The 22,591-nt window shown below is 70.1% G+C and carries 22 protein-coding genes; 4 read left to right on the top strand and 18 right to left on the bottom strand.

The window, feature by feature from the left end:
* Positions 1 to 18: 18 nt before the first annotated feature.
* The 6 genes from B0293_RS10995 to xerD form a co-directional block, all read right to left on the bottom strand.
* A complete protein-coding gene (locus B0293_RS10995) occupies positions 19 to 771 on the bottom strand; it encodes a pseudouridine synthase (protein WP_005153474.1) in 753 nt (250 codons plus the stop codon).
* Positions 761 to 1,480, bottom strand: a complete 720-nt coding sequence (gene scpB / locus B0293_RS10990) for an SMC-Scp complex subunit ScpB (RefSeq protein WP_005153473.1) — start codon at positions 1,478 to 1,480, stop codon at positions 761 to 763. Before scpB ends, B0293_RS10995 begins: the two co-directional genes overlap by 11 nt.
* Entirely contained in the window at positions 1,477 to 2,412 is a 936-nt protein-coding gene (locus B0293_RS10985; RefSeq protein ID WP_005153471.1) for a segregation and condensation protein A, read from the bottom strand. The genes scpB and B0293_RS10985 overlap by 4 nt, the downstream gene beginning before the upstream one ends.
* The gene (locus tag B0293_RS10980) at positions 2,412 to 2,837 is read right to left on the bottom strand and encodes a hypothetical protein (protein ID WP_005153468.1); all 426 of its coding nucleotides are present in this window, start codon (positions 2,835 to 2,837) and stop codon (positions 2,412 to 2,414) included. Before B0293_RS10980 ends, B0293_RS10985 begins: the two co-directional genes overlap by 1 nt.
* Positions 2,834 to 3,868, bottom strand: a complete 1,035-nt coding sequence (locus B0293_RS10975; RefSeq protein ID WP_005153462.1) for a ParA family protein — start codon at positions 3,866 to 3,868, stop codon at positions 2,834 to 2,836. Before B0293_RS10975 ends, B0293_RS10980 begins: the two co-directional genes overlap by 4 nt.
* 92 nt (positions 3,869 to 3,960) lie before the next feature.
* Positions 3,961 to 4,863, bottom strand: coding sequence for a site-specific tyrosine recombinase XerD (gene xerD / locus B0293_RS10970; protein WP_005153460.1), 903 nt, complete (start codon positions 4,861 to 4,863; stop codon positions 3,961 to 3,963).
* A gap of 118 nt (positions 4,864 to 4,981) precedes the next feature.
* Between xerD and B0293_RS10965 the strand changes: the two genes are divergently transcribed.
* Positions 4,982 to 5,473, top strand: coding sequence for a DUF1707 domain-containing protein (locus tag B0293_RS10965; RefSeq protein ID WP_005153457.1), 492 nt, complete (start codon positions 4,982 to 4,984; stop codon positions 5,471 to 5,473).
* A gap of 72 nt (positions 5,474 to 5,545) precedes the next feature.
* On the opposite strand, the gene B0293_RS10960 is transcribed toward B0293_RS10965, so the two are convergent.
* A complete protein-coding gene (locus B0293_RS10960) occupies positions 5,546 to 6,172 on the bottom strand; it encodes an NUDIX domain-containing protein (RefSeq protein ID WP_005153455.1) in 627 nt (208 codons plus the stop codon).
* On the bottom strand, positions 6,169 to 7,869 hold the full coding sequence (locus B0293_RS10955; RefSeq protein ID WP_077241294.1) for a CTP synthase: 1,701 nt from the start codon (positions 7,867 to 7,869) through the stop codon (positions 6,169 to 6,171). Before B0293_RS10955 ends, B0293_RS10960 begins: the two co-directional genes overlap by 4 nt.
* A gap of 88 nt (positions 7,870 to 7,957) precedes the next feature.
* On the opposite strand from B0293_RS10955, the gene aroA reads away from it, so the two are divergent.
* Positions 7,958 to 9,244: a 3-phosphoshikimate 1-carboxyvinyltransferase gene (gene aroA, locus B0293_RS10950; protein WP_039916308.1), complete on the top strand. Its 1,287-nt coding sequence runs from the start codon at positions 7,958 to 7,960 to the stop codon at positions 9,242 to 9,244.
* Here the strand turns inward: aroA and B0293_RS10945 are convergent.
* The gene (locus B0293_RS10945) at positions 9,241 to 10,176 is read right to left on the bottom strand and encodes an aminoglycoside phosphotransferase/kinase family protein (protein ID WP_005153448.1); all 936 of its coding nucleotides are present in this window, start codon (positions 10,174 to 10,176) and stop codon (positions 9,241 to 9,243) included. The two genes, aroA and B0293_RS10945, sit on opposite strands and share 4 nt — an antisense overlap.
* Positions 10,177 to 10,199: 23 nt before the next feature.
* Entirely contained in the window at positions 10,200 to 10,877 is a 678-nt protein-coding gene (locus B0293_RS10940; protein ID WP_005153445.1) for a GntR family transcriptional regulator, read from the bottom strand.
* A gap of 149 nt (positions 10,878 to 11,026) precedes the next feature.
* Between B0293_RS10940 and B0293_RS10935 the strand changes: the two genes are divergently transcribed.
* Positions 11,027 to 12,469, top strand: a complete 1,443-nt coding sequence (locus B0293_RS10935) for an NCS1 family nucleobase:cation symporter-1 (protein WP_005153443.1) — start codon at positions 11,027 to 11,029, stop codon at positions 12,467 to 12,469.
* On the top strand, positions 12,469 to 13,191 hold the full coding sequence (locus tag B0293_RS10930) for an aspartate/glutamate racemase family protein (protein ID WP_039916306.1): 723 nt from the start codon (positions 12,469 to 12,471) through the stop codon (positions 13,189 to 13,191). Before B0293_RS10935 ends, B0293_RS10930 begins: the two co-directional genes overlap by 1 nt.
* A gap of 61 nt (positions 13,192 to 13,252) precedes the next feature.
* Here B0293_RS10930 and B0293_RS10925 read toward each other — a convergent pair whose 3' ends face one another.
* The 8 genes from B0293_RS10925 to B0293_RS10890 all read right to left on the bottom strand — a co-directional run bounded on the left by B0293_RS10925 (position 13,253) and on the right by B0293_RS10890 (position 22,407).
* Positions 13,253 to 14,200: a copper transporter gene (locus B0293_RS10925; RefSeq protein WP_005153439.1), complete on the bottom strand. Its 948-nt coding sequence runs from the start codon at positions 14,198 to 14,200 to the stop codon at positions 13,253 to 13,255.
* Complete coding sequence (steA, locus tag B0293_RS10920) at positions 14,197 to 15,381, bottom strand: putative cytokinetic ring protein SteA (protein WP_005153437.1); 1,185 nt, start codon at positions 15,379 to 15,381, stop codon at positions 14,197 to 14,199. The genes B0293_RS10925 and steA overlap by 4 nt, the downstream gene beginning before the upstream one ends.
* 262 nt (positions 15,382 to 15,643) lie before the next feature.
* Positions 15,644 to 17,491: a DNA repair protein RecN gene (recN, locus tag B0293_RS10915; RefSeq protein WP_085939611.1), complete on the bottom strand. Its 1,848-nt coding sequence runs from the start codon at positions 17,489 to 17,491 to the stop codon at positions 15,644 to 15,646.
* Between the two features lie 54 nt (positions 17,492 to 17,545).
* Positions 17,546 to 18,457 (bottom strand): NAD kinase, encoded by a 912-nt coding sequence (locus B0293_RS10910; RefSeq protein ID WP_005153433.1) that lies wholly within the window; start codon positions 18,455 to 18,457, stop codon positions 17,546 to 17,548.
* Entirely contained in the window at positions 18,454 to 19,269 is an 816-nt protein-coding gene (locus tag B0293_RS10905) for a TlyA family RNA methyltransferase (protein ID WP_005153432.1), read from the bottom strand. The genes B0293_RS10910 and B0293_RS10905 overlap by 4 nt, the downstream gene beginning before the upstream one ends.
* A 4-nt stretch (positions 19,270 to 19,273) precedes the next feature.
* Positions 19,274 to 19,453 carry a hypothetical protein gene (locus B0293_RS10900; protein ID WP_005153430.1) on the bottom strand — a complete coding sequence of 60 codons (180 nt, stop codon included), beginning with the start codon at positions 19,451 to 19,453 and terminating at the stop codon, positions 19,274 to 19,276.
* A 76-nt stretch (positions 19,454 to 19,529) separates the two neighbouring features.
* On the bottom strand, positions 19,530 to 20,519 hold the full coding sequence (locus B0293_RS10895; RefSeq protein WP_005153428.1) for an HAD-IIA family hydrolase: 990 nt from the start codon (positions 20,517 to 20,519) through the stop codon (positions 19,530 to 19,532).
* Entirely contained in the window at positions 20,512 to 22,407 is a 1,896-nt protein-coding gene (locus B0293_RS10890) for a hypothetical protein (RefSeq protein ID WP_005153426.1), read from the bottom strand. The genes B0293_RS10895 and B0293_RS10890 overlap by 8 nt, the downstream gene beginning before the upstream one ends.
* Between the last annotated feature and the right edge of the window lie 184 nt (positions 22,408 to 22,591).

Here is a 22,591-nt window from a genome sequence, read left to right as displayed (position 1 = left end):
TAGAGCGGAAAGTCTTGGTTACAGGTCGACGGCGCGGTAGAGCGAGCCGACCTCGCCCCGGTTCAGCCGCCGGATCGAGCCCGACCGCTGCGCGCCGAGCTGGACGTCGCCGAGCGCGGTCCGGACCAGTTTGCGCACCGGGTGCCCGGTGGCCGCCATCAGCCGCCGCACGATGTGCTTGCGTCCCTCGTGGATGACCAGTTCGATCTGGGTCCGCCCGGCCAGCATGTCCTTGACCCGGAACTGGTCGACCTTCACGATGCCGTCCGGCAGCTCGAAGCCCGCCCGCAGTTCCTTGCCGAGTCCACGCGGGACGATGCCCTCGACCTCGGCGAAGTAGGTCTTCAGCACGCGGAACGACGGGTGCATCAGCCGGTGGCCGAGGTCGCCGTCGTTGGTGAGCAGCAGGAGACCTTCGGTGTTCTCGTCGAGCCTGCCGACGTGGACGATGCCGGGCGTCTCCTCGTACCGGCCGCGCAGGTAGTCGCCGACGCACGGGCGGCCGCGGTCGTCGCTCATCGTGCTGTGCACGCCCTTGGGCTTGTTCAGCAGGAGGTAGACGAGGTCTTCGCGGACCTGGACGCGGGTGCCGTCGACGTGGATCACGGAGTTGTCCGGATCGACCCGGCGGCCGAGTTCGGTGACCACCTTGCCGTCCACGCTCACGCGACCGCGCACGATCAGGTCCTCGGCCGCGCGCCGCGAGGCGACGCCGGCCTGCGAAAGGACCTTCTGCAGCCGAATGCCGTCGGGATGCGGGTCAGATGTCATCGATGGTGTCCACTTCGGGTAGCAACGGAGCGATGGGCGGAAGGTCGGCCAGGGACGACAGGCCCAGTCGCTCCAGGAACAGCTCGGTCGTCACGTACAGCGTGCCAGTGGTTTCGGGGTCGGTCCCCATCTCCTCGATCAGGCCGCGCGCCAGCAGCGTCCTGATCACCCCGTCCACGTTCACCCCTCGGACGGCGGCGACCCTGGCCCTGGTCACCGGCTGCCGATAGGCGATCACGGCGAGGCTCTCCAGTGCGGCTCGCGTCAGCTTGGAACGCTGGCCGTCGAGCAGAAGCTTCTCCACGAACGGGGCATAGACGTCCCTAGTGTAGAACCGCCACCCTTCGCCGACTCGGCGCAGGTCGATTCCGCTCGACCGGTCGGTGAACTTCTGCGCCATCGTGCGCAGCGCCACGGTCACCCGCGACACGGGCTGGCCGACGGTCTCGGCGAGCGATTCCTCGTTGATCGGCGAGTCCACGACCAGGAGCAACGCCTCCAGCGCCGATTCGAGCGCCTCGTCGGAGGTGACGTCGGGGTAGTCGCCGTCACCGGCCGCGACGAGCCCTTCGTCGGCAGACGGTTCCGCTTCGGGCTCGGGCTCGTCGATAGGCGCATCGGCGTTGTCGGTCGTTTCAGGCACCTCAGGCGCCGAAGCCTCTTCGGGCGTCTCGGGGGCTTCGGTGTTCTCAGTCTCTTCGGGGCTCACCCGTACTCCTCGTCCTCGACGGCGGCGCGGTCCTGTTCGGCCGCCACCGACGCCTCCGCCACGGACCCGCCGGTCCAGCGCACGTGCAGTTCGGCGAGTGCCTCCAGCTGTTCGAACTGGACCGAGGATTCCCGGTACAGCTCAAGCAGCGCGAGGAACCGCGCCACGATCTCGACGGTGTGCTCGCAGTCCTCGACAAGCTCGCTGAAGGTCGCTTCGCCCTTTTCCGCGAGCTTGAGCCGCAGCAGCGCGGCGTGCTCGCGCACCGAGACCCGGCCCATGTGGATGTGCGCGATCGACACCGTCGGCGGTGGCTTCGGTTTGAAGACCGCGACCGCGATCTCGGAGAACTTCCCGACGTCGACGCCCAGCATCACCTCGGGCAGCAAGCCCATGAACCGGTCTTCGAGCGCGACCGACCGCGGGTAGCGTCGCAGCGCGCCGGCCTCCAGCTCGCCGAACAGCGCCGCGACCTGCTTGTACGCCCGGTACTGCAGGACGCGCGCGAACAGCAGGTCCCGTGCTTCGAGCAGGGCGAGGTCGTCCTCGCTCTCCACCTCGGCGGCGGGCAGCAGCCGCGCCGCCTTGAGGTCGAGCAGGGTGGCCGCGATGACCAGGAACTCGGTCGTCTCGTCCAGATTCCAGTCCGTGCCGAGCGCGCGGGTGTAGGCGATGAAATCGTCCGTGACCCGGTGCAGCGCGACCTCGGTGACGTCGAGCTGGTGCTGCGAGATCAGCTGGAGCAGCAGGTCGAAGGGCCCCTCGAAGTTCTCCAGGTGCACCTTGAACTTGGACGTGCTCAGCTCTTCACTGGCCAGTCCTTCGGGGACCATCCCGCCGTGCACGGTTTCGTGCACGACAGGGGTCTCTTCTGCTTCTGTCCGCTCGACCGGCTCCGGGCCGCTGGGAGCAGCCTCGGCCGGGTCGTCCATCAGTTCTCGGTCTCTTTCCCGTCCTCGGCACCCGCCCGCAATCGCTGGACGAGTACCGACTCCTCGCCTGCCGCGTCGAAGTCGGCCAGCAGGACGGCCACCGCCTCGCGGACCAGCCTGCCGCGGTCGAGCACGAGCCCGTGCTTCGCCCGGAGGTTCAGCCTGGCCTGCTCCATCGCCAGCAGTTCGTCGCCGGAGACGTAGACGGTGATCTTCGCGTCGTGCTTGGTCCGTCCCGATCCGCTGCGCGCGGCATGGGTCAGCCGGTCCTTGTGCGCGTGCCCGGCTTCGTCCCCGGAACCGTTCCCGTTGCCGTTCCCCGTCGAGGGGGCGGGCTGCGCGGGCGCGGGCGGGAGATCGAGGGCCGGGCTGGAGGTGATCCTGAAGAGTTCGGACGCTCCGGGCAGGGAAGCTCGCCTGCTCACCGAGCGATCACCTCGCGTGCCAGCGCGCGATAGGCCGCCGCGCCGGCTGATTTGGGAGCCCAGGTCGTGATCGGCTCGCCCGCGACCGTCGTCTCGGGGAACCGCACGGTGCGGTTGATCACCGTGTCGAACACGGTGTCGCCGAATGCCTCCACCACTCTCGCCATGACCTCCTTCGAGTGCAGGGTTCTCGGGTCGTACATGGTGGCGAGAATCCCGGTGATGTCCAGTTTGGGGTTGAGGCGTTCCTGCACCTTCTCGATCGTGTCGATCAGGAGCGCTACGCCTCGCAGACTGAAGAACTCGCACTCCAGCGGGATGATCACACCGTCCGCGGCGGTCAGTGCGTTCACCGTCAGCAGGCCTAGCGAGGGCTGGCAGTCGACAAGAACATAGTCGTAGTCGTTCATGACCGGACGAAGGACCCGTAACAAAGTGTGTTCGCGCCCTACCTCTGCGACCAACTGGACCTCGGCCGCGGACAGGTCGATGTTGCTCGGCAGCAGGTCGACGCCGTCCACCCGGGTCTTCCGGATGACGTCGGTGATGCTGACCGAGCGCTCCATGATGACGTTGTAGACCGTCTGGTCCAGCTCGTGCGGCTGAATGCCGAGGCCGACCGAAAGCGCGCCCTGGGGATCGAAGTCGACCAGCAGTACCCGGCGGCCGCATTCGGCCAGCGCCGCGCCGAGGTTGATGGTCGAGGTGGTCTTGCCGACCCCGCCCTTCTGGTTGCACATGGCCATCACCAGTGCGGGGCCGTGCCGTTCCAGCGGCGGCGGATCGGGGATCTCGCGATACGGACGGCCGGTCGGGCCGATGGCGTCGACGTCGCGTTCTTGCTGCTTGGCGTCTTTGGCATCTTTGGCATCTTTGGCGCGCTTGGCCTTGCGGCCGCGGGAAGAGATCGTGTCCTCCGACGGTTCGTCGCCGTCGTGTTCGGCGGGGGTTGCGATGGTCACCTGGCTGAGGCTCGCGGCAGCCGAACCGGCGGACGCGGACGGCTTCGCCGGCTCGTTCGGTGTCGACATAACGCGAAAGCTCCTCTTCGGCAGGATCCTCGGCAGCCTATGCGCGATTCACGAGTCGAGCCAACGAGGCACGCCGGGATCGACCGGGTCGTTTAGCCGAGTGCGCGGGGGTGTGCCGTGGCGTAGACCTCGCGGAGCGTGTTGACCGTGACCAGCGTGTACACCTGGGTGGTGGTCACCGAGGCGTGGCCGAGCAGTTCCTGGACGACGCGGACGTCGGCGCCGCCTTCGAGAAGATGCGTCGCGAAGGAATGGCGCAACGTATGCGGGGAAACGCCCGCCGTGACGCCCGCGGATTCCGCGGTGTCCTTGAGGACCTGCCACGCGCTCTGCCGGGAAAGCCGGGAGCCGCGCGCGTTCAGGAACATCGCCGGTGTCCCCCTGCCGTGGACGGCGAGCGCCGGCCGCGCGCGGACAAGGTACGCGTGCACCGCTTCGAGCGCAGGACGGCCGATCGGCACGATGCGCTGTTTGCCGCCCTTGCCATCGAGCAGCACGGTCCGTTCGGCGTCGTCGATGTCGTCGACGTCGAGCCCGACGGCCTCGGAGATCCGCGCCCCGGTGGAGTAGAGCAGTTCCAGCAGTGCCCGGTCCCGCAGCGGCCGTTCGCCCTCGGGTGGCGGGGTTTCCAGCAGTTTCAGCACGTCGTCGACCGGCAGCGCCTTGGGCAGCCGCTTGGCCGCCGCGGGCGGGCGGACCTCGCGGGCCGGGTCGTTCTCGGTGATGCCGTCGGCGTGCGCGAACTTGTGCAGCCCCCGCACCGCGACCAGCGCGCGAGCCGCCGAAGACGCGGCCAGCGGCTGATGCTCCTCATCGCCTTCACGCAGTGCGGCGCCGAACGAGGTGATGTGCGCCGAGGTGACGTCGGTGAAGCGTTCGACGTCGGCGCCGCCGAGATAGGCGGTGTACCGGCGCAGGTCGCGGGAGTAACTGTCGAGGGTGTTCCTCGCGGTTCCGCGCTCGACCACCAGATGGTCGAGGTAAGCGGCGACCACCTGGGCGACTCCGGCACCGCCAGCCCGTGACACACGGACACTCTAGAGCCCACCGAGAACTTCTTGGTGGCAAGCGCGCGTACCGCGTCGCGGGTGTGAAACGGGCTACCTTGGGAGCATGTCCCAGCAACCGGACCCGGAGGAGATGCGCGTCGGCACCGCCGAGCGCGAAGAGGCGGCGCGTCTGCTCGGCGACCACTACAGCCAGGGGAGGATCACGCCGGACGAATACGAGGGTCGTGTCCTCGCCGCGTACGAGGCCGTGACGCTCGGCGAACTCCGGCCGCTGTTCCAGGACCTGCCCGCGCCGCATCCCGCGTACCTGGCACCTCCGCCGCGGTTCGAGCCGCCGCCGTTCGTGCCCGCCTACCAGCAGCCCGTCGCGATCCTGCCGTACTCACCGAAGTCGAAGGTCGCCGCCGGGGTGCTCCAGATCGTGCTGCCGTTCGGGATCGGGCGCTTCTACACCGGCCACATCGGGCTCGCGCTCGCCCAGCTGGCGGTTGTGGCGTTCACCTGCGGCATCGGGGTGGTCTGGCCGGTGGTCGACGGGATCGTGCTGCTGGCGAACGGCGGCACCGACGCACAGGGCCGCCGTCTCCGCGACTGACTTGCGGTACATGAAGGCCCCCTTCCTTGCGATAGGCGCAAGGAAGGGGGCCTTCATGTACTTCGGCGAGGTTCAGAGACCTCGTGAAGCGAACTTCGTCGGCCTGGTCTCCCAAGGAGCGTCCGAAGGCCGCGTCGAAGCCGCCCCCGAAAGCACCGTGTGCGCGGCCAGCACGCCGCCGACGGTCGCCCCGTTCACCAGCTCGCCCGCCAGCGCCATCCGGACCGCCTCGGCGAGCGGGAACTTCCGCATGACGAGGTCGGCCTCCTCCTCGCCGAGGACCTCCCTGTCCACTTCGGACAGTTCGCGGGCGAGATAGACGCGGACGACCTCGTCGGTGAAGCCGGGCGACGCCGCGACGTCGACCAGGGTCTCCCAGCGCTCGGCGCTGAGCCCGACCTCCTCGACCAGCTCGCGTTTGGCCGCCCCGACGGGGTCCTCCCCCGCCTTGTCGATCAGGCCGGCGGGCAGTTCCCACAGCCGCCGCCCGACCGGATGGCGGTACTGGTGGATCAGCGTGACTGCGCCGTCCGCGTCCAGTGCGACGACGGCGACCGCGCCGAGGTGCTCGACGACCTCACGCCGGGCGGTGCCGCCGCCGGGCATCACGACCTCGTCGACCCGCAGCCCCACGACACGTCCGATGTGGACGTCCCTTGTGGACGCGACGGTGAATTCGTGCTTGCCGGGCTCGGTCACCGGGCTCCCGTCTGAGCGGCTTCGGGCAGCTCGACAGGCAGCCGCTCGGCGACCTTGCGGTCCACGACGGCCTTCACGAACGCGCTGAACAGCGGGTGCGGACGGGTCGGGCGGCTCTTGAGCTCCGGGTGCGCCTGGGTGCCGACGAAGAACGGGTGCTTGTCGGCTGGCAGCTCCACGAACTCGACCAGGTGGTCGTCGGGCGAGGTACCCGAGAACACCAGACCGGCGTCGGAAAGGCGCTTGCGGTAGGCGTTGTTGACCTCGTAGCGGTGACGGTGCCGCTCGGAGACCTCGGTGGTGCCGTACGCCTTCGCGACCTGCGAGCCCGGCTTGAGCTTGGCGACGTAGGCGCCGAGCCGCATCGTGCCGCCCATGTCGCGCTCACCCGCGACGACGTCACGCTGGTCGGCCATCGTGGAGATGACCGGGTTCGGGCCGTCCTCGAACTCGGCCGAGTTCGCGTCCTTGATGCCCGCCAGGTTCCGAGCCGCGTCGATCACCATGCACTGCAGGCCGAGGCAGAGCCCCAGCAGCGGCAGCCCGTGCGTCCGGGCGTAGGCGATGGCGCCGACCTTGCCCTCGATGCCGCGGACACCGAATCCGCCGGGCACCAGCACACCGTCCACATCGGACAGCGCGGCGGCCGCACCTGCCGGGGTCTCGCAGGAATCCGAGGGGACCCAGGAGATCTGGACCTTGGCGCGGTGGGCGAACCCGCCCGCGCGCAGGGCCTCGGTCACCGACAGGTACGCGTCCGGCAGGTCGATGTACTTGCCGACGAGCGCGACCCGCACCGTCTCCGACGGGTTGTGCACGCGGTCGAGCAGGTCGCCCCACACGGTCCAGTCGACGTCGCGGAACGGCAGCCCGAGGCGGCGCACCACGTAGGCGTCGAGCGCCTCACGGTGCAGCACCTTCGGGATGTCGTAGATCGACGGCGCGTCGGGGCAGGCGATGACGGCCTCGGTGTCGACGTCGCACATCAGGCCGATCTTGCGCTTGAGGTCCTCCGGCAGCTCACGGTCGGCGCGGCAGACGAGCGCGTCGGGCTGGATACCGATGTTGCGCAGCGCGGCGACCGAGTGCTGGGTCGGCTTGGTCTTCAGCTCGCCCGACGGGGCGAGGTACGGGACCAGCGAGACGTGGAGGAAGAAGCACTGGTCGCGGCCGACGTCGTGGCGGACCTGACGGCAGGCCTCCAGGAACGGCAGCGACTCGATGTCGCCCACGGTGCCGCCGACCTCGGTGATCACGACGTCCGGGCTGTTCCCGTCCTCGTCCGCGCCCGCGGCGGCGGTGATCCTGGCCTTGATCTCGTCGGTGATGTGCGGGATGACCTGCACGGTGTCGCCGAGGTACTCACCGCGGCGCTCCTTGGCGATCACCTCGGAGTACACCTGCCCGGTGGTGACGTTGGCCTTGCCGTCGAGAGCCCGGTCGAGGAAACGCTCGTAGTGCCCGATGTCCAGATCGGTCTCGGCGCCGTCGTCGGTGACGAACACCTCACCGTGCTGGAACGGGTTCATGGTGCCTGGATCGACATTGAGGTACGGATCCAGCTTCTGCATCGTGACCCGGAGCCCACGTGCGGTAAGGAGCTGACCCAGGCTGGAAGCCGTGAGTCCCTTACCCAGAGAGGAGGCAACGCCTCCGGTGACAAAGACATACTTGGTAGCCCGCGACTGAAGTCCCACGGGCTTCCACCTTATCGCACGCCCGCCGAAGCGCTCACCGGCCACGCCGCAAGCGTCCGATGGAGTGGAAAACCGCTACCCTCGCGACGTGACAGACGCGCACGACACCTGGACCGCACCGGTCGCGGAAGGCCCGCTGGACGCCGACATCCGCGTCCCCGGTTCGAAGTCGATCACCAACCGGGCCTATGTCCTCGCCGCGCTCGCCAGCGCGCCGACGCGGGTGCGGACCCCGCTCGACTCCCGGGACGCGCGGCTGATGCTCGGCGCCATCTACGCCCTCGGCGCCCATTCGCAGGGCAGCATCGGCGGCTACCTCGTGCACCCGCTCGGCCCCGGCCGCGTCCATCCCGAGGAGACCGTCCGGGTGGAACTCGGCAACGCGGGCACGGTCGCCCGGTTCACCCCCGCGCTCGCCGCGCTGGGCACCGGCCCGGCGCTGTTCGACGGCGACGAGGCGATTCGCCGTCGTCCGATCGGGCCGCTGCTGAAGGCGTTGCGCGGCCTCGGCGCCCGCATCGATGACGACCGTCGCGAGGCGCCGCCGTTCACCGTCCACGGCGAAGGCGGCTTGCGGGGCGGCAAGGTCGACCTGGACTCGTCGGCGTCGAGCCAGTTCCTGTCCGCGCTGCTGCTCGCGGGACCGTCGTTCCAGCAGGGCGTCACCGTGCGCCTCGTCGGCGGCGCGGTGCCGAGCGAGCCGCACATCGCGATGACCGCCGAGATGCTCCGCCGCTTCGGGGCCACTGTGGACCGTGAGGGCGCCGAGTTCCATGTCGCCCCGACAAGGCTTTCCTGCCCCGAGTACATCGTCGAGCCGGATCTCTCGACGGCGGCGCCGTTCGTCGCCGCGGCGGTCGCGACCGGCGGCACGGTGCGGATCGCGGGCTGGCCGCAGCGCACGACGCAGCCCGGTGACTGGCTCCGCGGCCTGATGCCCGTCCTCGGCGCGACCGCGGAGCTCGACGAGGGCGGCCTGACGGTCACCGGCAGCGGCACGATTCCCGGTGTCGAACTGGATCTGCACGACGTCGGCGAACTGACGCCGGTGATCGCGGCGCTGCTGTGCTTCGCCGAGGGACCCTCGATCATCTCCGGGGTCGCGCATCTGCGCGGCCACGAAACCGACCGGCTGACCGCGCTGGCCACCGAACTCTCGTCGCTCGGCGCCGACGTCCGCGAGACCGAGGACGGGCTCCGGATCACGCCGGCACCGCTGCACGGCGGGAAGTTCCACACCTACGACGACCATCGCCTGGTGATGGCGGCGGCCGTCCTGGGGCTGCGCGTCGAAGGCGTCGAGGTGGAGAACCCGGAGACGGTCGGGAAGACCTTCCCCGGATTCTCCGAAGCCTGGACCTCGATGCTCGGCTAACCGAGCCCGCCCGCGAAGGGCGCGGCACGCCACAGGTCGAGCATCGGTTTCATGCCGTCCACCAGCATCGGCAGATCCGGCGCCATCGAGAGGCAGGCGACGACCTGGAGCAGGCCCACCGCTTCGAGGGCCCGCAGCGCGCGTTCGTCGACCTCGCGCAGGCCGAGTTCTCCGGCGGCGGCGTTGTACGCCTCGATGCTCTCGGGCCCGTTGAAGGTGAGGTCGCGCTCGACCGGGCCTCGCTTGACCAGTTCGAAGTCGGAGTAAAGATCGCCTTCGGTGGTGACGATCAGGTTGTAGCCCGGCGAGTCGCCGTGGATGGGCTGCACGGTGACGCCGGGGAACGCCTTCGCGAACGCCTCCTCCGATTCGAGCAGCGGCCGGAGGACTTCCCATTCACGACGGGCGCGGTCGAGATCGGCGGGGTCGAGCAGATCCGGCCGGCCTTCGAGCTGCGCGAGACCGTCGGGGATGAACGGGTCGAGGCCGTCCAGGAACGCCAGCTCGCCGGGGTAGTCGCGGAGCGCGGCGTGCAGCTGCGCGACGAGCTTCGCCGTGTACGCCACGGCCAGGTTCGCGTCCTCGACGAACTCGACGAGTTCCCAGAACGTCATCGAGAACCCGTCGCGTTGGACGGGTTCCGCCGGGATCAGCGGGCTCGGCTTGACGACCGGAAGCCCCTTTTCGCCGAGCCAGGTGGCGACGGCGAGCTCACGCCGCTGGTCGATCAGTTGCGTCTCCAGTGTGGTCGTGCGCGGCAGCACGGTCGGCACGCGGACCACGACCGGCGAAGGCGCCAGCCGCACGATGACGGAGAAGACGTCGTACAGGACCTCGGGTTCGGTGACGGCGACGCCGAGGTCGCGACCCGCGGAGACCGCGGCGGCCACCGCCCGCGCGGTGCGGGCGGCCCGTTGTTCGTCGGTGATCATACCGGAAGTCTGGCATGTCCGATTCAGCCGGTGGAGCGTTCTCCGTCGTCCTCCGGGAACAGCGTCTTCAGCGTGACCTGCCGGTTGACCCGCACATGCTCGACGGCGTGGGCCCGCGCGCGGTCCGCGTCGCCCGAAGCGATCGCGTCGTAGAGGCGGCGGTGCTCGTCGAGCAGCTCGCCCCAGTGCTCGTTCTGACTGGTGAGCCAGCGCAGCCTGCCTTCGAGCGGGCGGAGGATCTCGTGCAGCAGGCCGTTGCCCGCCAGCGCGACTATCTCGTCGTGGAAGCGGGTGTTGAGCGCGGTGATGCGGGCCGGGTCGCCGCTTTCGGTGGCGCGGGCGGCGTCGGTGAGGAGACGTTCGAGCGCGCGGAGTCCCGCTTTGCCCGCCCGTTCGGCGGCCAGCCCGGCGGCGAGCCCTTCGAGCGCCTCCCGGACGTCGAACAGCTCCTCGACGTCGGCCTTGGCCAGCCGGCGCACGACGATGCGCCGGGGTGACTGGACGGCGAGGAACCCTTCCGCCTCCAGGCTGCGGATGGCCTCGCGCACCGGGACCCGCGAGACGCCGAGGTCCTCGGCGAGCTCCCGTTCGACCAGCCGGTCCCCCGGCTTCAGCCGTCCGGTGAGGATCCGTTCGCGCAGCTCGTCCCGGACCCGCTGCCGGGTCGCGGCCAGCGGCTGCCGCGGTCCTTCCTCGGCCACTCGACCCCCTCTTTCAACACTGCCGTAACAGCCCGTAACCCGAGTTTATCGGCAGAAACCTTGACGACGGGCCACCGCGGGGTGATATTTGGGATGCCAAATTTTGGGATACCAAATCGACCGGAGCTGCCCGTCGATCGGAGGCCCGCATGACCGCCGCCCCAGCCACCCGGACCGAAGCGACCGCCGCGGATCAGCCCGATCCCCGCCTTTGGAACGAGGATCTCGCCCCGGCGAAAGACCGGCGCTGGAAGGTCTACGACATCTTCGCGCTGTGGATGTCGGACGTGCACAACCTCGGCAACTACACCTTCGCGGCGGGCCTGTTCGTCCTCGGTCTCTCGGCCTGGCAGGTGTTCACCGCGCTGCTGACCGGCTTCGTGCTCATCTACTTCGGCATGAACCTGATGGGCCGGATCGGACAGCGGACCGGCGTCCCCTTCCCCGTCGTCGCCCGCATCAGTTTCGGCACCTTCGGCGCGAACCTGCCCGCGCTGATCCGCGCGATCATCGCGATCTTCTGGTACGGCATCCAGACCTACCTCGCCTCCGTGGCCATCACGCTGCTCGTGCTCGCGATCGATCCCGGACTGAAACCGTTGACAGAGGTGGGTTTCCTCGGCCTGCACGCGCTCGGCTGGATCTGCTTCATCGCGCTGTGGCTCGCGCAGGCGCTGGTGCTCACCCGCGGCATGGAAGCGGTGCGCAAGTTCCAGGACTGGTGCGGTCCGGGCATCTGGATCGTGATGATCGCCCTCGCGGTGTGGGTCCTGGCCGCCGCGGACTGGAACATCTCCTTGACCGGCAACCCGAAGGCACTGTCCACAGGGGAGCAAGTACGGCAGTGGTTCGGCGCGGTGGGCCTGATCCTGTCGATCTACGGCACCCTGATGCTCAACTTCTGCGACTTCTCCCGGTTCGCCCCGAACCAGAAGACGGTGCGACGCGGCAACTTCTGGGGCCTCCCGATCAACTCGACGGCGTTCGCGCTGCTGTCCGTGCTCGTCACCGCCGGCAGCCTCCAGGTGTTCGGTGAGGCCATCACCGAGCCGGCCGAACTACTGGCCCGCATCGACAACACACCGGTGCTGATCATCGGCGCGCTGACCTTCGCGATCGCCACCATGGGCGTGAACATCGTCGCGAACTTCGTCTCCCCCGCCTACGACCTGGCCAACATCTGGCCGAAACGGATCACCTTCACCATCGGCGGGATGATCAGCGCGGTCGCGGCGCTGTGCGTGCTGCCGTGGAAGCTGTACTCCTCCCCCGCAGTGGTCAACTACTTCCTCGGCGGCCTCGGCGCCTTCCTCGGTCCGCTGTTCGGCATCATGATCGTGGACTACTACCTGGTGAAGCGCGGCCGGATCGACGTCGGCAAGCTGTTCGTCGCCGGGCCCGATTCGCCGTACCACTACAACCGCGGGTTCAACCCGCGGGCGATGGTCACGTTCCTGCCGACGGCGGCGTTGTCCGCGGTCATCGCCCTCGTGCCGTTCTTCGCCCCCGCCGCGCCGTACTCGTGGTTCATCGGCACCGCTTCAGCGGCCGCGCTGTACTTCGCCGTTTCTCGGAAACAGCGGGTCGCGTGATGCGGATCCTGGTCACCAACTGCAACACCACCGAGGCGATGACCAAGGAGATCGAGGCGGGCGCCCGTGCCGCGGCGAGCCCCGGCACCGAAATCCTGGCCAGAACGCCGTCGTGGGGCCCGGAATCCGCGGAAGGCTGGCTGGACAGCTTCCTGAGCGCCGCGGCCGTCCTCGACCTCCTGAACGGGCTGGACGAACCCTTCGACGCGCTCGTGATGGCCGGTTTCGGCGAGCACGGCCGGGAAGGCGCCAGGGAACTCCTCGACGTCCCCGTCGTCGACATCACCGAGGCGGCCGCGCATCTGGCCTGTCTGCTGGGAAGACGCTACGGCGTGGTGACCACATTGGACAGAACCTGCGGGCTGATCGAAGACAGTCTGCACGCGTCCGGTGTCGCCCAGAACTGTGTCGGCGTCGTCGGCGCCGGGCTCGGCGTCCTCGAACTGACCGACGAACGCCGGACGGAATCGGCGCTCCTGACCGCCGGGCGCCGGGCCAGGGACGCGGGCGCGGAGGTCCTGGTCCTCGGCTGCGCCGGGATGACCGGACTGGACCGGCGGATCTCCGCGATGCTCGACATCCCGGTGATCGACGGCGTCGCCGCCGCGGTCCGCCTGGCCGAATCCCTGGTCGCCCTCGATCTCAAGACCAGCCGGGCCGGCTCCTACGCCCGCCCGCTCCCCAAGTCCCGCGTCTGGCCCACTCCCCCTCCACGCATTTAGTCCTCTGGACGCGGTCCTTGCACACGCAAGTACCGCGTCCAGAGGACTGAATGCGGAAGCGTCAGTTGCCGTCGGCGGCGATCCCGGGAGCGGGAGCCTGGGCGTTGCCCGCGATGCCGTAGCGGCCGGCGCCGCCTTCGAGCTGCTCGCGCAGCGCCATGATCGTGGCGACCCGGCCGGCGGCGGTCTCCGCGTTGTCCACAGTGGACAGGATCGAGGTCGACGAGGTGTCGGCGCGGACGACGCCGATCGCGCCGGTGCCGTCGGCGGATCCCGCGTCGCCCGCCAGGACGGTGCCCGCGCCGGAACGGTCGAGCTGCGCGGCGAACCGCGCGACGGTCGAGGCGCGGTCACCGGCGCCGTCACCGGTGTACTTGGAGCCGGTGAGCACGATCGCGAGCTGCGCGGGCTTCACGTCGCCACCGGTCTTGAGGAAACCGCCGTCGGTGAGCCCGCCGAGAGCGGCCGCCAGTTCCACCGGCGTGGACTGCGGCTGCGCGTTGTCCTTGTTCAGCAACGCCACCGAGCCGAGCAGGGCGCCGGCGAGGGTGCCCGGGTCGCCCGCGGTCGGGAACTGGACCCCGGCGGGCTGCAACCGCGTCACGACGTCACGCAGCTGGTCGGACCGCATCGGGTCGGAGAACGCCTCGGTCAGCTGGATCTCGCCGGTGACGGCGGCACCAGACTGCCCGACGAGCTGCTTGAGCGCGTCGCGGTCCGCGGGCTTCGCGTCCTCTGTGGTCACCAGCACCACGGAACGCTTGTCCAGCTGACCGGCGACGACCTTCGGCCCCATCGCGCCGGCGAAGGTGTCCGCGTCGCTGAGCCGGGCGTTGAGGGAATTGCGCTGCGCCTCCAGATCCGCGACCTGGGAACCCAGATCCTCCTTCTGGCTGGCGAGGCCCGAAAGCAGCGAACCGTTCAGCGCGGTCGAGCCGAGCACCACCCCGAGCGCGAGCGCCAGAAAGCAGGCGGCGATGGAAACGATGTGGTACCGCAGAGAAATCACGTGAAGAGTCCCTTGCCCCAGGCGATGAACGAGTTCCAGGTCTCACGGATCCAGTCGAGATAGACCGAACCCACGTCGGAGACCAGCAGCGCGGCCGCGACGGCCACCAAGGTCGCGACGACCAGCAGGACGATGGCGCCGATGGACACCCGGCTGCGGTGCAGCGTCGCGACGGCCTTGCCGTCGACCAGTTTCGTACCGAGCTTGAGCCGGGTGAGGAACGTCGACGGGTTCGACCCGGACCGGCCGTGGTCGAGGAATTCCCGCAGCGTCGCCTGGAAACCGACGGTGACCACCAGGCTCGCCTCGTGCGCGTCGGCCAGCAGCAGCGCCAGGTCCTCGGCGTTGCCCGTCGCGGGGAAGGTGACCGCGCCGATCCCGAGGTCCTGGATGCGCTCGACACCCGGCGCGTGCCCGTCCGGCTGCGCCGGGACCACGACCTCGCCGCCGCTGCGCAGCGTTTCCGCGCCGATCCCGTGCGGGTCGCCGACGATGACATCCGGCTGGTAGCCCTGCGCGCGCAGGGTGTCGGCCCCGGCGTCGACACCGATCAGCACCGGCCGGTGCTCGGAGATGTACTTCTTCAGCTTCTTGAGGTCTTCGGCGTGCCCGTTGCCGCCCGCCACCACGAGCGCGTGCCGGTCCCGCAGCGGGACCCGGATCTCCGGAACGCCGACGCCGTCGAGGATGAGGCTGCGTTCCCGGCGCAGGAATTCGATCGTGTTCGCGGAGAACGCCTCCAGCTGGGTCGACATCCCGGCCTTGGCCTCGATCATCTGGTCCGCGACGCTCTCGCGCGTCTGCTGGATCCCCGATCCGATCTGCCGCTCGCCGATGTAGACGACGCCCTCGTGCACGCGGAGTTTCGTGCCGTCCTTCACCTTGCGCAGCAGTTCGCCGCCGACCGAATCGACCAGCGGGATGCCCGCTTCGAGCAGGATCTCCGGGCCCAGGTTGGGGAACCGGCCGGAGATCGACGGCGAAGCGTTCACCACCGCGGCGACTTCGGCCTCCACCAAGGCATCGGCCGTCGAGCGGTCGAGATCCAGCTGGTCGAGGACCACGATGTCACCCGGGCTCAGCCGGCGGAGCAGCTCACGCGTGCGCCTGTCGACCCTGGCGACGCCAATGATCCCGGGGAGGGTCTCTTGGTTACGCGTGAGCAAGCCGGTGAGCTTCATGCGACCGATAGTGACAAATCCGCGCGGCCTTCTGCGTCCGCCACGCCGATGAAGACACACCGATTAACCCACACCGGTCCGGCCGCGGCCTCCCGCCACGAACGTTGCGAAAGCCACTTTCACAACGTTGAAGGTTGCGAAAGGGGCTTTCGCAACACTTACCGAGTACCTCGACCCGGCCAGAGCGAGAGAAGCAATGAAGGCCTCCTTCACTACCCTGAAGGTAGGGAAGGAGGCCTTCACGGACTCACGCAGGTGGAGCTTACTTCGACTTCTTTCGCTTTCCGCCGCGACGGGCCTTGGGCTTGTCCGGCGCGCTCTTGTCGGCCTCCGCCACGGCGAGCAATTCCTCCGCGTGCGCCCGGCCGGTCTCGGTGCTTTCCATTCCGGCGAGCATCCGGGCGAGTTCGACGACGCGCTCCGACTGCTTGAGCACGCGCACGCCACTGCGGGTCACCCCGCCGCTGGTGCCCTTGTCCACCACCAGATGCTGATCGGCGAACGCGGCCACCTGCGGCAGGTGCGTGACCACCAGGACCTGGTGGCTGCGCGCCAGCCGCGCCAGCCGCCTGCCGATCTCGACCGCCGCACGGCCGCCGACCCCGGCGTCGACCTCGTCGAACACCAGCGTCTGCACGGTGTCCGCATGCGCGAGGACGACCTCGATCGCCAGCATCACGCGGGAAAGCTCACCGCCGGAAGCGGCCTTGTGCACCGGAAGGGGCGGAGCGCCGTTGTGCGCCCGCAGCAGCAGTTCGACGTCGTCGACCCCGTCGGGACCGGCGTGCACCAGCCTGCCGTCGACCTTCACCGCGTGCGCGTCGCTCTCGTCGACGGTGCGGCGCTCGACGGTGATCTCGATCTCCGCCTGGCCCATGGCGAGCCCGGACATCTCGGCGGTGATCGCCTCGGCCAGCTCGGCGGCGGCCTCGATCCGCGCTTCCGACAAGGTGAGGGCGTGTTCCGCCAGGGTGACGGCGAGTTCGTCGCGGCGTTTGGCCAGTTCGGCCAGCGCCTCCTCCGAGGTGTCCATCGTGGACATCCGGCGGCGGGCGTCGTCCGCCCACGCGAGCACACCGTCCACATCGGCCGCGTACTTGCGCGTGAGGCGCTTCAGGTCGGCCTGGCGCGCGAGCACCTTCTCCAGCAGCGCGGGGTCGGCGTCGAGCGTTTCGAGGTAGCTGCCCAGCTCGGCGCCCACTTCGGACAGCAGCACCGAGGCTTCGTCCAGCCTGGGCCCCAGGTCACGCAGCACGGCGTCCTCGGAACCGGTCAGGTGCCGGGTCGCCTCGCCGATCAGCCCCAGCGCGCCCGGCACGTCCGGGTCCCCGTCCGGCGAACCGGCGACGGCGGCGTGCGCCGCACTGGCCGCACCGCGCAGCTCGTCGACCGCGGCGAGCCGCTTGATCTGCTCGGTGAGCTCGGTGTCCTCGCCGGGTTCGGGCGCGACGGCGTCGATCTCGGTGAGCCCGTGGCGCAGCAGATCCGCCTGCTGGGCCATCTCACGGGAGCGGGTGGAGCGCTCGGTCAGTTCGGCGACGACGGCGAGCCATTCGTCCCGCACGGCTCGATACTGCTCGAGCGGTTCGGCGACGGCCTCACCGGCGAACCGGTCGATCACCGCTCGCTGCTCGGCGGGCCGCAGCAGCCGCAGCTGATCGTTCTGCCCGTGGACCGCGATCAGCTGCTCGGACAGGTCGGCGAGCACGCCGACCGGCACCGAACGGCCACCGAGGTGGGCGCGGGACCGGCCGTCGACCGAGACCGCGCGCAGCGCGATGACGCTGCCGTCCTCGTCGACCTCCGCCCCGGCGTCGGTGACGATCCGGGTGGCGCCCTCGGCACCGCCCAGCTCGAACCGGCCTTCCACGAAGGCCTTCAGCATTCCCGTCCGCACCTTGGACACTTCGGCTCGGCCGCCGGAGAGCAGGTGCAACCCGCTGACGACCATCGTCTTGCCCGCACCCGTCTCACCGGTGACCACGGTGAAGCCCGCGTGCAGTTCCAGCAGGGCGTCCTCGATGACTCCGAGGCCCTGGATGCGCATCTCGGCCAGCACGACGCCCACCGTAGCGGCCCACCCCGACCATTCCCGCACCCGCCACGTCATGAACGGGGCCTTGACGACGAAAGTTGTCCTCAAAGGCCCTTTCACGACATCTCGTCAGCGGGCGTGTCGCTCCCGCCAGCCCTTGATCGGCAACGAGAACTTGTGCACCAGCCGGTCGGTGAACGGGCCTTCCCACAACCGGATCAGGCGCACCGGCACCCGGCCGCAGGTGACCCGCACGGCCGCGCCGGCGGGAAGATCGAAGGTCCGCGATCCGTCGCAGGTCAGGACGGCGGGCGAGCCGTCCGGATCGATGGCGACGGTGATCTCCGAGTCGCGCGAGACGACCAGCGGCCGGGAGAACATCGCGTGCGCGTTGCTCGGGACCACCAGCAACGCCTGGACGTCCGGCCAGATGATCGGCCCGCCCGCGGAGAACGCGTACGCCGTCGAGCCGGTCGGAGTGGCGCACAGGACGCCGTCGCAGCCGAAGGACGACACGGGCCTTCCGTCGACCTCGATGAGCGCGTCCAGCACGCGCTCACGCGAGCTCTTCTCCACGCTGGCCTCGTTGAGCGCCCAGGTCCTGACGGTCTCCTCGCCGTCGACGCTGACCACGACGTCGACGGTCATCCGCTCTTCGACCTGGTAGTCACCGTCGACGGCCCGCTGGACGGTGTCGGCGAGCTTGTCCGAATCGGCCTCGGCGAGGAAGCCGACCCGGCCCAGGTTCACCCCGAGGACCGGGACGCCGTTCGGCCTCGCCAGTTCCGCGGCCCGCAGCAGCGTGCCGTCGCCGCCGAGCACGAACACCAGCTCGGTGCCGGCGGCCGGGTCCTGCTCCGGCGCCATGACCGTGCAGGGCGCGCCGATCCCGCCGTCTGCCTCCAGCATCTCCCGGACATCCTCGTCGAGCACCCGAAGCCGCACCCCGGCCTTGGCGAACCGGGCCGACACCTCGCGTGCCGCGTCCCGGGTCGCGTCCCGGTCCGGGTGCACGACCAGCAGCACCTCGCGATCGCTCATTGGGGTCCCTCCAGGACTGCGGTCCGGACGAGCCGCTCGGCGTCGGTGCCGAGGGTCTCCCCCGCCCCGCGGGTAAGCCAGACGAAGTATTCGACGTTCCCGGACGGCCCGGGAAGCGGGCTCGCCACGACGCCGCGCAGGCGCAGGTCCAGCTTCTCGGCCTCGGCGAGCACGCCCAGCACCGATTCGGCCCGCAGCTCCGGGTCACGGACGACGCCGCCGCTGCCGAGCCGGTCCTTGCCCACCTCGAACTGCGGTTTCACCATCGGCACCAGATCGGCGCCGTCCCGCGCGCAGGCGGCCAGCGCGGGCAGCACGAGTTTGAGCGAGATGAACGAGAGGTCGCCGACCACGAGGTCGACCTGGCCGCCGAGGTCCTCCGGGGTCAGGTTGCGGACGTTCGTCTTGTCGAGGACGACCACGCGGTCGTCGGTGCGCAGGCGCCAGTCCAGCAGGCCTCGGCCGACGTCGGCGGCGATCACCGTGGCGGCGCCGTTGCGCAGCAGGACATCGGTGAAGCCACCGGTCGACGCGCCCGCGTCGAGACAGCGCTTTCCTTCGGTGGAAAGACCTTGCGGGGTGAAGGCTTCGAGCGCGCCGAGCAGTTTGTGCGCGCCGCGGGAGGCCCAGCCGGGGTCGTCGCCGTCGCGCACCACGATCGGCGCGCCGGATTCGACCCCGGTCGCGGGTTTGGTGGCCACCATCCCGCGCACGGTGACCTTGCCCTCGGCGATCAGCGCTGACGCCTGCTCGCGGGACCGGGCGAGACCCCGCCGGACGAGCTCCGCGTCCAGGCGGGCGCGTTTGGGCACGCGGTCAGACCTTGTCGATGGTGGACAGCGCCACCGTCAGTTCGGTGTGCACGGCTTCGAAACGCTCGACGTGTTCCGAGAGCGGAAGCGCGGCGAGGTCGTCGAGACCCGCGACGGCTTCGTCGATCCCGGCGCGGGGATCCGTGTCCTGCTGCGCGAACTGGTCAGGCGGCGGCCCCGGCACCGGCGGCGGGCCGGGGACCGGGGGTCGCGGAACGGGGTGGAAGTGGTCTTGCACCCCACCAAGTTAGCAGCGCTGGTCAGGCGAGGCGCAGCTCGCCGAGCGCGGCGCGGGCGGTGTCGCCCACACCGCGGACCTCGGTGATCCCCGACTCCCAGGCCACCGCGCACACCGCGCGCAACAGGTCCAGGGCGTCGCCTTCACCTTCGGCTTCGAGCACGTCACCCTGTGCGGTGACCCGCCAGCCGTCCTTGGGCCCGATTTCGAGCAGCTCCGCCCGGCTGCTCAGCCCGGACAGGTCGGCCGCGAGGTACCGCGGACGCTCCTCCGGCCTCGCCTCGACCAGGGATTTCGCGTCCGCGACACCGGTCAGGACGCAGAGCGCGTCGATCCCGGCCGCGACCGCGCCCTCGATGTCGGTGTCCAGCCGGTCGCCCACGACGAGCGAGCGCTCCGCACCCGCGTCCCGCGCCGCCGTGGTGAACAGCAGCGGTGCCGGCTTGCCAGCCACCAGCGGTTCGACGCCGGTGGCGGTGCGCAGGGCGGCCACCATCGAGCCGTTGCCCGGCAGCAGACCGCGTTCGGTCGGCAAGGTGGCGTCGACGTTGGTCGCCACCCACAGCGCGCCCGCGCGGATGGCGAGGCACGCCTCCGCGAGCGCGGCCCAGGTGTTCTCCGGGGAGTGCCCCTGCACCACGGCCGCCACGTCCGGACCGGCTTCCCGGACCGTCTTGTGGCCGACGGACTCGATCTGGGAGGCCAGGGACTCCGTGCCCACGACGAGGACCACGGCGCCCTGAGGCAGCCGCTCACCCAGCAGGGCGGCGGCGGCCTGAGAGCTCGTGTGGACCTCGTCGGGGGTCGCGGGGAGTCCGAGTGCCTCCAGATGCGCGGAGACCTCCGCGGGCGCCTTGGAGGCGTTGTTCGTCACCCAGCGGACGGCGGTGCCGTGGTCCCGGAGCGCCCGGAGTGCTTCCGGCGCGCCCGGGACCACCTTGCTGCCGTGATAGACCGTGCCGTCGAGGTCGAACAGGACCGCGTCGTACCCGGCCGAGAGGGCGTCAGCCATTCGTGAGCTCCGCGGCGCGCTCGGCGGCGTCGGTCTCGTCCTCCTCGTCGGCCTCTGCCGCGTTCAGGAACCATCGGATCGCCTCGTCCTTGCGGTCGGCGGCGGCGAGGTTGTCGGCGTAGGCGTAGAACAGCCTGGCGCTCCACGGATCCCGCTTCTCCGCCTTGAGGTCGTCACCCTGGAGGGAGACGACGGCGGCGTCGAGCTGGCCGAGGTCGCGCCGCGCGCCGGCCGCGACGATCGCGAGTTCGATCTGGGTCGCCTTGGACAGGCGCTCCTTGTCGACCTCCTTCGCGAGATCGAGAGCCCGCTCCGGACGGCCGATGGCCCGCTCCGCGTCGGCGATGATCGCGATGTGGTCGTCCGCCCGCGTCATCCGGCGGACGGCCCGCAGCTCGGACAGGGCCTCGGACCAGTTGCCCGCGTGGTAGGCGACCAGGCCGAGCGCCTCACGGACGATCGGGACCCGCGACGCCTTGGCCTTCGCGTACTTGGCGTGCTCCATCGCGGCTTCGGGGTCTTCGTCGACGAGGCCACCGGCGGCCACGAGGTGCTTGCCGACGGTCTCCGCGAGCGCCTTGGGCAGCGTGCGGAGTTCCCGGCGGACCTCCTCGTCGAGGTCGGAGAACTCGATGCCCTCGGGAAGCTCCGGGGCCTCGAGCAGCTCGCGCGCCAAGGTCTCGTCGTCGACCGGCTTGTCCTCGGTGCGCGGCGAGGAGCGGAAGTCCTTGCGGCCCTCGGAACGGTCGCGCTGGGGACGGTCGTCGCGCTTGCGCTCGAACCGGCCTTCGCCGCCGCGGGAATCGCTTCGCCTGTCGTCGTACCGCTTCTCCGGGCGGTCTCCCGAAGGGCGGTAGCCGCCACGACGGTCGTCACCGCGGTTGTCCCGGTCACCCCTGTTGTCACGGGTGTCGCGGTCGCCGTAGGACTTGCGCTCGTAGCCGCCGCTGCTGGGACGACGGTCGCCCGAGGACGGACCACGGCGGTCGCCGTTGTAGCCACCGGAACGGGAACCGCCGCGGTCGTCGCGGTCGCGGTAAGACGGACGACGGTCGTCGCCGCCCCGGTTGTCGCGGTCGCCATAGGACTTGCCCTGGGGGCGTCCTTCGTACCGGTTGCCGGACGGGCGGTCGTCGGAACGACCGCGGTTGTCCGAGCCGTGGCCGGAACGAGCCGGGCGGCTGTCGGAACGCTTCTCGTACCGGCCTTCGGAGCGGCTGTCCGAGCGGCTGTCCGAACGATTGTCGGACCGGTTGTCGTAGCGACGCTCGGGACGGCTGTCGGAGGAGCGGTAACCACCGCGACTGTCACCGCCGCGGCTGTCCGAACGGTAGCCCCCGCGGTTGTCCCTGCTGTCGCGGTTGTCGCGGTTGTCGGACCGGAAACCACCACGGTTGTCGCCGCCACGGTTGTCGCGACGGTCGTCCGAGCGGTAGCCACCGCCCCGGTTGTCACGGCTGTCCCGGTTGTCGGATCGGTAACCACCGCGGTCGCTTCCCCGGCTGTCACGGCGATCGTCGGACCGGTAACCGCCACCGCGGTTGTCACGGCTGTCGCGGCCGCCGGACCGGTCGTCGTTGTAGCGCGGACGGTTCTCGTCGCGGCCCTGGCCACCGAAGCGGCTGCCACCGGAGCGCTGGTCACGGGGACCGTCGCCGCCGCGGCCGGGCTTGCCGGAATAGCTGCTCGTGCCGCGGGCACCGCGGTCGTCACGGCGCGGGCGGCCCTGGTAGCCGCCGTCGCGGCCGCCCCGGTCCTGCCTGCCGCCGGCGGAACCACGCCGGTCACCTCGCTGCGCGTCAGACCGGCCTCCGCGGGGACTGTCGTCCCGGCGACCCGACCGGCCGGACGCGCCATCATCTGAGTCACGTCGACCGAACTCGGACACCTGGCCTCCTGCCACTATTGAAAAAGTTTTCGACACTTGCGCCCACCCGTCGGGCGAGCCAACGGACCATTCTAGTCCGTCCATGGACATGAAAAGAGACAGGGCCCTGACCGGGGAGAACCTGTTAGGGGTTCTCGACCCTGGTCAGGACCCTGTCCTGAAGTTAGTCCGGCGGTGTCCTACT

The organism is Amycolatopsis azurea DSM 43854, assembly GCF_001995215.1.
GTDB classification, from domain to species: Bacteria; Actinomycetota; Actinomycetes; order Mycobacteriales; family Pseudonocardiaceae; genus Amycolatopsis; species Amycolatopsis azurea.
Note: the sequence above shows the minus strand (reverse complement) of the source record. Positions and strands in the feature narration are given on the sequence as shown.

Coding starts and splice junctions, on each gene's coding strand:
- B0293_RS10995 (WP_005153474.1), bottom strand. CDS start 771: ATGACATCTGACCCGCATCCCGACGGCATTCGGCTGCAGAAGGTCCTT.
- B0293_RS10985 (WP_005153471.1), bottom strand. CDS start 2,412: ATGGACGACCCGGCCGAGGCTGCTCCCAGCGGCCCGGAGCCGGTCGAG.
- B0293_RS10975 (WP_005153462.1), bottom strand. CDS start 3,868: ATGTCGACACCGAACGAGCCGGCGAAGCCGTCCGCGTCCGCCGGTTCG.
- B0293_RS10965 (WP_005153457.1), top strand. CDS start 4,982: ATGTCCCAGCAACCGGACCCGGAGGAGATGCGCGTCGGCACCGCCGAG.
- B0293_RS10945 (WP_005153448.1), bottom strand. CDS start 10,176: ATGATCACCGACGAACAACGGGCCGCCCGCACCGCGCGGGCGGTGGCC.
- B0293_RS10935 (WP_005153443.1), top strand. CDS start 11,027: ATGACCGCCGCCCCAGCCACCCGGACCGAAGCGACCGCCGCGGATCAG.
- B0293_RS10930 (WP_039916306.1), top strand. CDS start 12,469: ATGCGGATCCTGGTCACCAACTGCAACACCACCGAGGCGATGACCAAG.
- steA (WP_005153437.1), bottom strand. CDS start 15,381: ATGAAGCTCACCGGCTTGCTCACGCGTAACCAAGAGACCCTCCCCGGG.
- recN (WP_085939611.1), bottom strand. CDS start 17,491: ATGACGTGGCGGGTGCGGGAATGGTCGGGGTGGGCCGCTACGGTGGGC.
- B0293_RS10910 (WP_005153433.1), bottom strand. CDS start 18,457: ATGAGCGATCGCGAGGTGCTGCTGGTCGTGCACCCGGACCGGGACGCG.
- B0293_RS10895 (WP_005153428.1), bottom strand. CDS start 20,519: ATGGCTGACGCCCTCTCGGCCGGGTACGACGCGGTCCTGTTCGACCTC.